Annotated in this window: 11 protein-coding genes; 5 read left to right on the top strand and 6 right to left on the bottom strand. The window is 70.1% G+C overall.

Features of this window, described 5'->3' with window-relative positions; all coding sequences use genetic code 11:
- Positions 1–152 precede the first annotated feature (152 nt).
- Positions 153–1,757, bottom strand: a complete 1,605-nt coding sequence (locus tag SLP03_RS09810) for a PucR family transcriptional regulator (protein WP_319460222.1) — start codon at positions 1,755–1,757, stop codon at positions 153–155.
- A gap of 13 nt (positions 1,758–1,770) precedes the next feature.
- Positions 1,771–3,189 carry a transposase gene (locus SLP03_RS09805; RefSeq protein ID WP_319460221.1) on the bottom strand — a complete coding sequence of 473 codons (1,419 nt, stop codon included), beginning with the start codon at positions 3,187–3,189 and terminating at the stop codon, positions 1,771–1,773.
- A gap of 241 nt (positions 3,190–3,430) precedes the next feature.
- Here SLP03_RS09805 and SLP03_RS09800 point away from each other — a divergent pair, with 241 nt between their 5' ends.
- On the top strand, positions 3,431–4,735 hold the full coding sequence (locus tag SLP03_RS09800) for an aspartate aminotransferase family protein (protein ID WP_319460220.1): 1,305 nt from the start codon (positions 3,431–3,433) through the stop codon (positions 4,733–4,735).
- Entirely contained in the window at positions 4,732–6,222 is a 1,491-nt protein-coding gene (locus SLP03_RS09795) for a CoA-acylating methylmalonate-semialdehyde dehydrogenase (RefSeq protein ID WP_319460219.1), read from the top strand. The genes SLP03_RS09800 and SLP03_RS09795 overlap by 4 nt, the downstream gene beginning before the upstream one ends.
- A 153-nt stretch (positions 6,223–6,375) precedes the next feature.
- Here SLP03_RS09795 and SLP03_RS09790 read toward each other — a convergent pair whose 3' ends face one another.
- From SLP03_RS09790 to SLP03_RS09775, 4 genes are all read right to left on the bottom strand, one after another.
- Positions 6,376–7,140, bottom strand: coding sequence for a DUF427 domain-containing protein (locus SLP03_RS09790; protein WP_319460218.1), 765 nt, complete (start codon positions 7,138–7,140; stop codon positions 6,376–6,378).
- Between the two features lie 106 nt (positions 7,141–7,246).
- Positions 7,247–8,452: a hypothetical protein gene (locus SLP03_RS09785; RefSeq protein ID WP_319460217.1), complete on the bottom strand. Its 1,206-nt coding sequence runs from the start codon at positions 8,450–8,452 to the stop codon at positions 7,247–7,249.
- 46 nt (positions 8,453–8,498) lie between these two features.
- Positions 8,499–8,945 (bottom strand): DUF2267 domain-containing protein, encoded by a 447-nt coding sequence (locus SLP03_RS09780; RefSeq protein ID WP_319460216.1) that lies wholly within the window; start codon positions 8,943–8,945, stop codon positions 8,499–8,501.
- 7 nt (positions 8,946–8,952) lie between these two features.
- Positions 8,953–9,225: a hypothetical protein gene (locus SLP03_RS09775; RefSeq protein ID WP_319460215.1), complete on the bottom strand. Its 273-nt coding sequence runs from the start codon at positions 9,223–9,225 to the stop codon at positions 8,953–8,955.
- A gap of 240 nt (positions 9,226–9,465) precedes the next feature.
- Between SLP03_RS09775 and SLP03_RS09770 the strand changes: the two genes are divergently transcribed.
- From SLP03_RS09770 to SLP03_RS09760, 3 genes are all read left to right on the top strand, one after another.
- Positions 9,466–9,591 (top strand): hypothetical protein, encoded by a 126-nt coding sequence (locus SLP03_RS09770; RefSeq protein ID WP_319460214.1) that lies wholly within the window; start codon positions 9,466–9,468, stop codon positions 9,589–9,591.
- Between the two features lie 657 nt (positions 9,592–10,248).
- A complete protein-coding gene (locus SLP03_RS09765; RefSeq protein ID WP_319460213.1) occupies positions 10,249–11,697 on the top strand; it encodes a DEAD/DEAH box helicase in 1,449 nt (482 codons plus the stop codon).
- A gap of 94 nt (positions 11,698–11,791) precedes the next feature.
- On the top strand, positions 11,792–12,973 hold the full coding sequence (locus tag SLP03_RS09760; protein WP_319460212.1) for a CoA transferase: 1,182 nt from the start codon (positions 11,792–11,794) through the stop codon (positions 12,971–12,973).
- Position 12,974 lies beyond the last annotated feature (1 nt).

Genomic DNA, 12,974 nt, shown 5'->3' with positions numbered 1-12,974 from the left:
TCGGAATGGTGGGTGTCACAGACCCGCCACGGGCAGTGGCAAAGTGTCCACGCTTGCCATGATCAGGGCACACTCTGTCCACCGCATGCCCGCACCGACCTGTCAATCGGCGCGGTGGATGGATTCCGGCGTCCTGCAGGGCCCTTGTCCCGTCACGCGTCGTCGAGTTCGTGCACCAGGAGCGCGACGTACAGCGACAGCATCGACTCAGGGTCCTCCAGCGACACCCCGAGGACCTGCGCGATCCGGGACAGCTGCTGGTAGTAGGCCGTACGGGACAGGTGCGCGGCCGCGGCCGCCGCCGACTTGTTCCCACCCTGCTCGCAGAAACAGCGCAGCAGCTCCACGAGCCGGCTGCGCTGGTTGGCGTCCCGCGCCAACAGCGGACCCAACTCGCGGTTGGCGAATGCCCGGACCCGCTCGTCCTCCCGCAACAGATGCAGGAGGCCGCGCAGGCGCACGTTGTCCAGCTTGTGGTAGAGCTGCGTGCCGGGGGAGCGTAGGGCCGCCCCCGCCACGTGGGCGGCCTCGCCCAGGCTGCGGCGCACCTCGGCGACGTGTGACACGGTGGTACCGACCGCCACCAGCACCGGACCGGCCGCAGAGCGGTGCACCTCTCTGGCCAACCGGCGCAGTACCGCGTCGACCCCGGCCTGCGCGGGCAGCGACAACAACGCGCGAACGCTCGTGTCGTCCACGACGCCCACCAGGGCGGGCACCGCCACCCGCCGCGCCGCCAACGCGGTCGCCTCCGCGAGGTCGCGCAACACCTCCTGCGTGGCCAGCGCAGGGGCGCGTGGCGTCCCGGTCCCGGGCCGGATCGCCACCCCGATCAGCTGCCGCCGCTCGAGGCCGACGCCCAGCGCGGCCGCCCGGGCGGCCAGATCCGGCGGCGGCACTGCCTGACCGAGCAGTTGCGCGAGCAACATGCGGTGCGTCTGCCGCTCCAGACTCTCCCGATCACGCGCCACGAGCCGATGCACCGCCAGCGCCGACGCGGCCCGCTCCGCGACCACCACATGCCGATGCGGCGGAGGAGCCGGCGAGAGCAGGACCAAGCGCCCCCAGTCGGCGCCCTGCGCGCCGACCATCGTGACCAACCAGCCGGCCTCCTCGTCGTGGGCGGTCCGCTCGGGCGCAGCCACGGACCGGGACCGCTCACCCCAGTCGGCCAGCAGCTCGGTGGGATCCTGCCCGGCCGCGTCGTACGCGAGCACGTCGTGTCCCAGCGTCTCCAGCACGACCGGCAGTCCGGAAATCCTGGCCACCTCGCGCAGCACCTCGGCCGGCTCCGCCCCGGCCACGGTGAGCGAAGTGAACGTCTCGTGCACCTGCTCGGCAGCCCGCAGCTCGGCGAGCTGCGCGTCGACGATCAGCTCCACCACCGCCTCGGTGACGGACACGAACCGCGTCTCCTGCGCGAGCGTGATCAGTGGGAGTCGGTGCCGGTCGGCCGCTGTCACGAGCGCCTCTGGTACGTGATCACTCCACCGCCGGACCAGCTCGATCACCAGTCCCGCCGCGCGGACCGCGGCCAGGTCGTCCACGTACCTGGTGAGCGCGGCCGCCTCGTCCGGCAGCGCGATTCCGGTGGTCAGCACCAATTCTCCGCCCCGCAGCAGGTGCGCGATGTCGGCGACCTCCGCCACATGGACCCAGCGGACTCGGCCCTGCATGCCGGCCGATCCGGCCACCACCTGCGGCTTCGCGCGCCGGATCACCGGCAGCGCGACGGCTTCTGCGACGGAGGGGTACATCGCGGCCTGCTTCCTACTTGTTGCTCGTTGTTGAGCGGTTCGGATGGTTCGCTCTCCGCGCGGTGGTGGCCGGGCTGGAGTCCTGGACCGGCAGTCTGGTCCGGTGGCGATCGGTCCTGTCCCGCAGGATCTGCTTCACCTTGTGGTGTGGGGTGTGCAGGGCGATGTCGGGGTCGCCTGCTCGCTGCAGGACGTTGATCGCGGCGTTCACGTCGGCCTGCCACACCACCCCGCACGGGGTGCAGTGAAGCCGGTCCCCGTTGCGTCGGCCGAGCCGGCCGCAGCGGTGACAGGTTTGTGAGGTGTAGGCGGCGTTGACGTGCACGAGCGCAGAACCTCTGCGCTCCGACACGTTCGTTAGGGCCTCGGCGGTGACCCCTTTGGTCCACGCGGCGAGACGCCGGTTGACGTTGCGGCCGAGCGTCTTGCGCCCGACGAAGCGTTTGGTGAGGTCTTCGGCGACCACGGTGGCGGCCTTGTCGAGGACCCGGTGCACGGCGGTGAAGATCTCGGTGCGTACCAGCGCACGGTGGCGGGCGGCCTGCCGGTCCCGCTTGACCGTCCCGAGGTTGTTGACCTTGATCCGGTGCGCTTTCGCGTGGTCACCGCGTAGGGCGGCGGTGTTCGCTATCGAGCGCAGCTTCGCCCGCCGCCGGTTACGTTCCTTCAGCCGGTCCGACTCGCTGGTCAGCAGCGCGCCGAGGAGGCTGCCGTGGTGGCCGCCGTCGGAGTCGGTCAGCGCTTCGGTGTACCCCTTGTCGACGCCGATCGTCCGGTCGCCGCACGGCCGCTGCGACGACCGCATCTGCGATGCGTCGATCTGGTAGTGCACCTCCACCCGGCCGCCGCGCAGGATCAGCCGCAGCGTGCCGGTCGGGGCGACGGTCGTGGACAGCGGGATCTTGACCATCTTGCGGCGTTGCAGACCGGGGACCGCCAGCCACAACCGGCCCCGCGCGTCGGCGACGGTGTTGTACTGGTCGGCGCGCACGACGATCTGATCGTGCGTGTGGTTGCGGCCACGCTTCCAGTGCTTGCGCATCTGCCGAGCCAGGAACGGTTCACTGGCCCACTGGTTAGCCTTCAGCGCGGTGAACATCCGCTTGCGCTCGACCGGATCGTTGGTGCGCCGGGTGATCGCCTGCCGGACCTCGACCTTGGCCGACGCCAGGTTCGCCGCGATGTCGGCCATAGCGTCGCGGACGGTTTCCTTCCACGCATTCGCCAACACAGCGAACCGCACATGCGTGCCGTCAGCCAGCCACCGATCCCGCACCTGCCGATCCTTCAGCCCGGACCCGACCCCGGCGATCGACCCGTACCGCTGCCACACCTCACTACGCACCCGACCCAACCGACGGGCCTGCTCCGCCAAGGCGGCGTACTTACCCGGATTCAGCGCCGTCGAGTATGCGATCCGGGTGGCCTTCATTGGCCGGCCTCCACCGTCAGGTCCGCCCCTTCGAGTGACTTCCCATAGCGTCGTAGCCCGTCCAGCCAGCCCGAGAAGATGCCCACGATGGCTAGGAGGAAGCTGACGACTGGTCGTCTCTCCCTACTGCGGGCTTGCACACAACGTAATGGCGTGACGCCCAGAGCGGCACAGGTTGTGCATAGCGGTTGGACAACGATTGCCGCCACACTCGCCCTAGCGACGAGATACGGAGGACGCGATGGCACACCGCGAGCTGCTGGCCAGGCACCGGTCCGTGATGCCGAAATGGCTGGCGCTTTACTACGAGCAGCCGATCGAGATCGCCAGCGCCCACGGTCGCCGGGTGACGGATCGCGAGGGGCGAACCTACCTCGACTTCTTCGCCGGCATCCTCACCAACGCAATCGGCTACGACGTGGCCGAGATCAGCGACGCGGTCCGCTCACAGCTCGACACCGGCGTGCTGCACTCCTCCACGCTGTACCTGATCCAGTCGCAGGTCGAGCTCGCGGAGAAGATCGCGCAACTGTCCGCCATCCCGGACGCCAAGGTGTTCTTCACCAACTCGGGCACCGAGGCGAACGAGACGGCGCTGATGCTCGCCACCCAGTACCGCCGGAGCGAGCAGGTGCTCGCCCTGCGCAACTCCTACCACGGCCGCGCATTCGCGACCGTCGCGATCACCGGCATCCGCGGCTGGTCGGCCAGCGCGCTCAGCCCGATCAAGGTGAGCTGGGTGCACGGCGGCTACCGCTACCGCAGCCCGTTCCGGGATCTGTCCGACGCGGACTACATCAAGGCCTGCGTAGCCGACCTGCGCGAGGTCATCGAAACGACGACGGCGGGAGACGTCGCGTGCATGATCGTCGAGCCGATCCAAGGGGTCGGCGGCTTCGCCACCCCGCCGGACGGGTTGTTCGGCGAGTTCAAGAAAGTGCTCGACGAGTACGGCATCCTCCTCGTCTCCGACGAGGTGCAGACCGGCTGGGGCCGCACCGGCGAGCACTTCTGGGGTATCCAGGCGCACGACGTCGTGCCCGATGCGATCACCTTCGCCAAGGGTCTGGGCAACGGTCTCGCGATCGGGGGCGTGGTCGCGCGTGCCGACCTCATGGACTGTCTGGGGGCCAACTCGATCTCCACCTTCGGTGGCAACCCGGTCGCCACCACCGGTGCTCTGGCGTCGCTGAACTACCTGCTGGAGCACGAGCTCCAGGCCAACGCCGCGAAGCTGGGCAGCCGACTGCTCGACCGTCTGCGCTCGGTCGCCGCGGCGCATCCCGTGGTCGGCGACGTCCGCGGCAAGGGCCTGATGATCGCGCTGGAGTTCGTCGGACCGGACGGCGAGCCCAACCCGGTGGCCGCCGCCGCGCTGCTGGAGGAAACCCGTGAACGTGGGCTGCTCGTCGGCAAGGGTGGCCTGTACGGCAACGTCATCCGCTTGGCGCCGCCGATGACGCTGACCCAGGCCGAGGCGGATGAGGCGCTCGAGATCCTCACTCAGTCGATCGAGGCCGTGGCCAAGGAGGTTCAGGAGCGATGAGGACCACGCACCGGATCGGCGGCAAGCCATGGAACGGTGTCCCCGGGCGCACCCGTGACATCTACGACCCCGCCACCGGCCAGGTCTCCGGACAGGTCGACTTCGCGACGGCCTCGGTCGTCGACGAGGCGGTCACCTCCGCCCGCGAGGCGTTCCCCCGATGGCGTACCGCATCCCTCGCTCAGCGGACGAGCGTGATGTTCTCATTCCGGGAACTGCTCAACGCCCGCCGGTCCGACCTCGCCGAGATCGTCACCGCCGAGCACGGCAAGGTGCTGTCCGACGCGGCGGGAGAGATCCAGCGCGGGTTGGAGGCCGTCGAGTTCGCCTGCGGTATCCCGCAACTGCTGAAGGGCGGGTTCAGCGAGAACGCCTCGACCCAGGTGGACGTGTACTCCATCCGGCAGCCGCTCGGCGTGGTCGCGGTGATCTCCCCCTTCAACTTCCCGGCCATGGTGCCGCTGTGGTTCGTGCCGAACGCGATCGCCTGCGGCAACACAGTGGTGCTCAAGCCGAGCGAGAAGGACCCGTCCGCGTCGAACTTCCTGGCGGAGCTGTTCGCGGAGGCCGGGCTACCGGACGGTGTCCTCAACGTCGTGCACGGCGACAAGGAGGCGGTCGACCGGATTCTCGAGCATCCCAGCGTCAAGGCCATCTCGTTCGTCGGCTCCACCCCGGTCGCCCGCTACGTCTACCAGACGGGCACCCAGCACGGGAAGCGGGTGCAGGCGCTCGGCGGCGCGAAGAACCACATGGTCGTCCTGCCCGACGCCGACCTCGACCTCGCCGCCGACGCGGCCGTCTCGGCCGGCTTCGGCTCGTCGGGTGAACGCTGCATGGCCATCTCCGTCGTGGTGGCCGTCGACCCGGTCGGTGACGAACTGGTCGGCAAGATCAGCGATCGGATCGCCGCACTACATGTCGGCGACGGCCGCCGCCCCGGCTGCGAGATGGGACCGCTGGTCACCGGTGCCCACCGCGACCGGGTGATGTCATACCTGGACGCCGGTCGGTCCGCGGGGGCGCAGCTGGTGGTCGACGGGCGGAGCCACCCGATCGACGGTGAGCAAGCCGGCTTCTGGCTCGGGCCGACCCTCTTCGACCACGTCGGCACCGACATGTCCATATACACCGACGAAATCTTCGGACCGGTGCTCTCGGTGCTGCGGGTGCCCAGCTACGACGCCGCCGTCGAGCTGGTCAACGCCAACCGGTACGGCAACGGCACGGCAATCTTCACCAACGACGGCGGCGCAGCCCGCCGGTACCAGAATGAGATCGAGATCGGCATGGTCGGGGTGAACGTCCCGATCCCCGTCCCGGTCTCGTACTACTCCTTCGGGGGCTGGAAGGACTCACTGTTCGGCGACGCTCACGCGTACGGGCCGGAGGGGGTGAACTTCTTCGTCAGATCCAAGGTGGTCACCAGTCGGTGGCTCGACCCGTCCCACGGTGGAGTGAACCTCGGTTTTCCACAGAACAGCTGAGCACCGGAACCGGCGCCGATGCGGTTCGGTCGCCGGCCTGTAGATCTCGAGGCGCGGCGGCGCCCCGATCAGCGGCCGCGTCGACAGCCGCGGATGGCCGACGAGGCGTACATCGGAGAGAACCGGGTCGTGGCCCGCACGTCAGGTGGACGTTCAGGAGAAGTGCGTTCTGGGCCGGGTGCGTCGCTCCCCGTCGACGATCAGATCGACCTTCTCGTTGTAGAAGGCGATCAGGCCGGCGATCGGCAGGAGCGCGCCGGTGGGGAAGTCGTACGACCAGGCCAGGTCCGGGTGGTCCGTGCCGTCGACCCGCACCGACCAGTAGCCGCTGGTGCGCCCCTTGTACGGGCAGGCGGTCGTCGTCGCCGACGGTACGAGGTGCCGGAAGTTCACGTCGGTGCGGTTGAGGTAGTAGCGGGTCGGCAGTCCGGTCTCGAAGACCAGCACGGGTGACGTCGACTCGGCCAGCACGGTCCCGTCGAGTTCCACCCGAACGGTGCGGGTCGAGCGCAGCGCGTCCACCCGGGCGTACGGGTTGCGGGGGTGGACGAAGACCTCCTCGTCCTCCTCGAACCAGCGGTCCATCGCGGCCCAGTCGAACCGGATCGTGTCCGTCAACCCGGGCAGCGCGTCGTCCCCGTACCACCGCCCGCACGAGGGACGGAAGGTCTCGCCGACCCGCAGCCCGTGCAGCCGGGCGGTGCCGCGCCGGGACTGCTCCGTGCGCTCCTCGTCGACCAGCAGATCACGGTCCACGTCCGCGATCGGAATGTAGTACTGGGGGTAGAACGGCCACTCCCACACGTACCGCGCTCGTGTGGTGTCCAGCACCTGCTCGCCGGCGAGGAACGCGCGGATCCGGCGGGGCACCGGCTCGATGCGGTCGACCGGGGCGATCGCCTTCGGATAGTCCGTCATCTTGTCCTCCAACCGCGGCAACGACCTGACTCGGTCGGGCACTGGCTCAACGATCAGGAGAGCCGGTGCGTCGTCGTCCGTCCGCGCGGTGGCCGGCCGGGGTGGATCAGAGTCGGCCGTACTGCTCGCGGACCAGCGTCTCGACGGCGGTGACGGCGTCCGGCGGTACGCCGGCCATGGTGACGAGCACGACGATCTCGTCCCGGTGCGCGATCGCCCGTACCTCGGCCTGGCCGTTGTTGGTGAAGGCCATCGCGCCCGGCACGTCGGGGATCTGCACCAGGTCGCCGGGGCCGCGGCCCGGCGGCTGGAGATCGGCGTACGACTGCTGGAACTCCTCGGCCGTCGATGCCGAGTCGAATTGGAGCAGGGTGACCGTCACCGTGGCGGAGTCCGGTCGGGTCCACGCCGCGCCGGCGGCGTGTTGCACGGTGTTGCGTACCTCCACAGCGAGCATCATGGACCGGAAGTCCTCGCTGAGCGGCACGATCCGGGTGGTGTCGACGCGATCGTCGACGGCCGCCGGCGTGGTGGGAGTCGAGTCGGCCGGGAGCGTCACCACCAGCGCGCCGAGGTCGCCGTCCCGGTCGACGCGCGCGTGAATCGCGTACCAGGCCACCGTCCCGACGAGGGCCGCTGCGGCGACGCAAGCCGCCACGACGCCGGCCACCCGCCAGGGGCGCCGCCACCAGGGAACCAGCGCCGGGCGGGCGGTCCAGTGCGGGCTGGGTGCGAAAATCGAGGTCGGACCTGCGGGAGCCGGCGGCTCCGTCGCGATGGTCTCGGCGACCGGTGCGGGCTCCGCCGGGATCGGGCTGGCGGGCGTGGGCGGCTGCGGCGCCGCCGTCAGTGTCGAGACGGCGCGGGCCAGCGCCAGCATCCCGGCCAGCGCGACCCACGTGCCGGTGAGGAACTCGCTGTGGGGACTGTGGGCCTCCGGGAAACCTCTGGCGTCCATGGCCTCGCTGCCGGGTAGGAAGGTGAGGAGCGTCAGCGCCACGCTGAGCACCCAGGCGACCAACCGCGTGCCGGGGCGCCACTGGGGCCTCACCCAGGCCGCGACCAGCATCGCCAGCAGCAGCACCCACCCGACGTACAGCGACGTCCGGGAACCCGGGAAGTCGGTCAACGCGTACGTCCGTACCTCGTCGGAGGGCGCCGGTCGCACCGCCACCCACGGCACGGAGTGCGCGGCCGCCAGGACGATCAGGCCGACGATCGCCGTCGCCGCGGCCTGCGCGTGACGTCGGCCGAGCGCGGCCGTGGCGGACCGGCCCGACGGGGTCCGCTCCGGGCCAGAGGTGATCTTCACGGCGCACATCATGGCAGCGCCGAGGCATGCCGTCGACCCCGTGCCGCTACCCGCGGCTGCGCTGCACGAAAGGCGCGGTCGGGTCGGCGACCTCACCGAACTCCGCCGGGAGCTGGGACACGACGTCGTCGTACCCGGCGGGGGTGAGGGCCTCGCGGAGGACGTCGAACACTGTGGTCACCCCGTCCTTCGCCTGTCTCACCGCCACCTCGGCGCGTCCGCTGACCCGTTCCACGAACACGTCGAGTCCGAACCGTTCGGCGGTTTCGCCGGAGGCGAAGGCGGACGCCCCCAACCCTTCGGGAAGCTGGCCGGCGAGGTCACGAGCCTCGCCTCCGTCGATCCGTTCCGCCAGGGTCGTCAGCGTGGCCCGCGTGATGGCGGCCGCCTGCTCCGATGACATTCCTGAGCGCTTCGCCACCAAGCCGATGAACTCGTTGTCGTCCACCTTCAGGCCTTTCTCTCGCACGGTCAGCGGCGTCTTCCCGAGCACCGCCTCCTCAAACGAGGAAGGGTTCCAGCGCGCCGACAACCACTGACCGGGACGAAGCCGGGCCGGCCTGAGGCGGGTAGACCGCCACCGGCACCTCGACGGTCACGTCCAGGAACAGCCGGTCGTCCTCACACAGCAGGGTGATCGAGCGGACCTGCTCGGCTCGGTACGGCACGTCGCGCGCCAACCGCACCCACAACGGTGAAGTGCCCTTCGCGGTCGGGATCCGGACCCGGCGCCCGTCGAGGGTGAATGTGCCGTGACACCAGCGCACCGGCACCAACCCAACCCAATCCCAGTGCGGGGGCCCAACAACCCCGCGCGGCCCGCGTGCTATCGAGGACTAGGCTATGGACATGGTCGTCTGACCATAATTTTTCTTGGCTCAGGGTGGCCAACCGACCAGGCATCGCCTGTTGTCCACGTGTTCCGTCCGGCAGATCGCGCTTGGCGCGGACATCGAGGTCGCCGCCGACCTGCGGCCGAACCACCATCCTGACGTTGTGAGGGAAGGGTAGCCATGGCGGACAAGTCTCACCAGAAGAGCAATGTGAAGAAGCAGGGCAAGACTTTGAAGGAGAAGCGGGTGGCGAAGAAGGCCAAGAACGCGGACAAAGCTTCGGCGATCCCGCCGACCGGCCACTGAACGAACAGCACGGCCGTCGGGCGTGCGAACTGACGTGGCAAGACAATTGTTGCTGTCTATCGCATTTGCGCCCCCGCCGTGCAGGCTTGCTCACCTGAAGGGCAAGTCGCCATCCAGTCGTGGGGGAGGAGACGGTCGGCCCACCAGCGGATGACGCAGTGAGCCGACCGTCGCTTGAGGCGCCCCTACGCCGGCGGCAACGCGGGAGAGCGTTTGGCGGCGAGGCGCTGGGGGCTGGGCTCGCGCACGCGGGCGTCACAGATCACCACAGACACGCAAAAACACGACCAACCAGTGCAACCGGCCATCACGGCGTTATATTTCCCATCCCCCTCCCGCCGGCTCAGGACGGGCAACCTAGACGCCCGCGACCCTTGCGATGCCGGTCGGAAGCGAACGCACATGATCTCGTCGCCCGCTCGAGGCGACCGCCTTGGATGGTGAGCGGGCCCGCAAAGTGCGCCTCTTTGAGGGCGGAAGACGGAGATCGCCGAAGGGCCCGCACAGGCCGCCCAGGTGACTCGCCGGCCGGCGCGGGTAGACTTCGGCACACGGCTCGCATGTTCTGCCTCGGGCCGTGATTGACGTCGACCACCACGCGCTGCGACCGCTCAGGGCTGCGCCGGGCAGGACGACCCTTCCACGTTCGGAGACTTCATGGCGGCACGCCGCCCCCACACCACACCTTCGTCTACGTCCACCACGTTCACCGACCTCGGCGTACCCGCCGCACTCACCGAGGCGCTTGCGGCCGGCGGTATCACCGCGCCGTTCCCGATCCAGACGGCGACGCTGCCCGACACGCTCGCCGGACGCGACGTGCTCGGCCGGGGCCGAACAGGCTCGGGCAAGACCTACGCATTCGCGTTGCCCGTGCTGACCCGACTGGCTGCCAGCACCTCGCCGCGGCGGCCCGGTCGTCCGCGTGCGCTGATCCTCGCTCCCACCCGCGAACTCGCGACCCAGATCGAGGCGACCATCGCCCCGCTGGCCAGGGCGCTGTCGCTACGCACCCTCACCGTCTTCGGCGGGGTGAGCCCGAACCCCCAGATCTCCGGCCTGCGCGCGGGCGTGGACATCCTTGTGGCCTGCCCGGGCCGGCTCGCCGACCATCTCAAGGCGGGCCACGCACGTCTCGACGCGGTCGAGATCACCGTGCTCGACGAGGCCGACCACATGGCCGACCTCGGCTTCCTCCCCGTGGTTCGGCAACTACTGGACCAGACCCCGCGATCCGGCCAACGGCTGCTGTTCTCCGCGACGCTCGACGCCGGGGTCGAAGTCCTCGTGCGGCGGTTCCTCACCGACCCGGTCACCCACAGCGTCGATTCGTCGCTGTCACCGGTCGCGGCGATGTCGCACCACCTGTTGCATGTGAGCCATGACGACCGGCTTCCCGTCCTGGTCGATCTCGCGGCCGCGCCGGGTCGCACGCTGGTGTTCACCCGCACCAAGCGCGGGGCGAAGACACTGACCCGCCGGCTCGTCGCCGCCGGGGTGCCGGCCGTGGAGCTACACGGCAACCTGGCCCAATCCGCGCGTGGCCGCAACCTGCTCGCCTTCTCCGACGGCAGCGCGAAGACGCTGGTCGCCACAGACATCGCGGCCCGCGGCATCCACGTCGACGGCATCACCCTCGTCATCCACGCTGATCCGCCGGTCGAGCACAAGGCGTATCTGCACCGTTCCGGCCGAACGGCCCGTGCCGGCGCACACGGCACAGTGGTCACGCTCATGACCGACGACCAGGTCGGCGACGTGCGCGAGCTGGCACGCAAGGCGGGCATTGCGCCGACGACCACCCGACTGCGGCCCGGCCATCCGCTGCTCACCCAACTCGCCCCCGGTCAACGTTCGTTCGTCACACCACCGGTCGACCACCCGGCCGTGACCGACACGTCACGGCACGACCGTTCACGTCGGAACGCGAAGCCGCTTTCCTCCGCCATGCCTGACACCGGATCCGTGTCACCGCATGGGACGTCATCGCCGCAGTCGGGCTCGGGCCGAGGTGGCCGTACGGCGGCTGCGGCACCCGCCCGGCCCTCGGGCGCAGCAGCCTTTTCCGCTCGGACCCACGTGGGCGCGCACCGCGGCAGCCGCTGACGAGCAGACCCACTGTCCTCCACAGGGTGAGCGACTGCGACAGGACGGCGTTGCCGATGACGCCACCCCATCGCGATCGTTAAGGAGCGGCCGTATGACCGGGTCTCTTGACGGGGTGCTCGTCGCCGATTTCAGCCGGGTGCTCGCCGGGCCGTACGCCACCATGCTCCTGGCCGACCTCGGCGCCGACGTGGTGAAGGTGGAACGGCCCGGAGCGGGTGACGACACCCGCGCCTGGGGCTCGCCGTACGACGGTGACGGCACCGCGACCTACTACCTGTCCGTCAACCGCAACAAGCGGTCGGTGACGCTGGACCTGACCGATCCGGACGACCTGACCGTCGCCCGCGACCTGGCGCACCGGGCGGACGTGATCGTGCAGAACTTCCGCCCCGGCACGATGGAACGGTACGGCCTGGGTTACGCCGACATCGCCGCCGCCAACCCGCGTGCCGTCTACTGCTCGATCACCGGCTTCGGTTCCGGTGCGGGCGCCGACCGGCCCGGATACGACCTGCTCGTCCAAGCCGTCGGCGGGCTGATGAGCGTCACCGGAGCCCAGCCGGGCGAGCCGGTCAAGGTCGGGGTGGCCGTGGTCGACGTGATCACCGGGCTGCACGCCACCGTCGGCATCCTGGCCGCGCTGCGCCACCGCCACGCCACCGGCGCCGGCCAGCACGTCGAGGTCAACCTGCTCTCGTCGTTGTTGTCGGCGCTGGTCAACCAGGCATCCGGCTACGTCTCAGCCGGCGTGGTCCCGGGCATCCTGGGCAACGCGCACCCCAGCATCGTGCCGTACGAGCTGCTGCCCACCGCCGACCGACCGTTGGCGGTGGCGGTCGGCACCGACGCGCAGTTCAGCGCGCTGTGCCGGGCGCTCGGCGTACCCGCCGTCGCCGAGGACCCGCGCTACGGCAGCAACGCCGACCGGGTGCGCCACCGCGAAGCGCTCATCACCACGTTGTCCGCGCGAACGGCGCTGCGGTCCGCCGACGACCTGGCCGCGGCGCTCAGTCGCCTCGGTGTGCCGTGCGGGCCGGTCAACGACCTCGGGGGAGCCTTCCGTCTCGCCACGGACCTGGGGCTGGCGCCGGTCGTGGACATCGACGGGCCGGAACGGTCGCAACCGGTGCGCCAGGTCGCCAACCCGATCACGCTGTCGGGTACGCCGGCCGTCTACCACCGGCCACCGCCCCGGCTCGGGGAGCACACCGCAGAGGTGCTGGCCTGGCTCGCTCCCGGCAAGCCGGGCGGCCCTGCCGCCCCGCAGAGCTGAC

It is taken from the genome of Micromonospora sp. RTP1Z1, from assembly GCF_033804685.1.
GTDB lineage: Bacteria > Actinomycetota > Actinomycetes > Mycobacteriales > Micromonosporaceae > Micromonospora.
The sequence above is the reverse complement of the archived record's forward strand: the minus strand, read 5'-3'. Positions and strand labels throughout refer to the sequence as shown.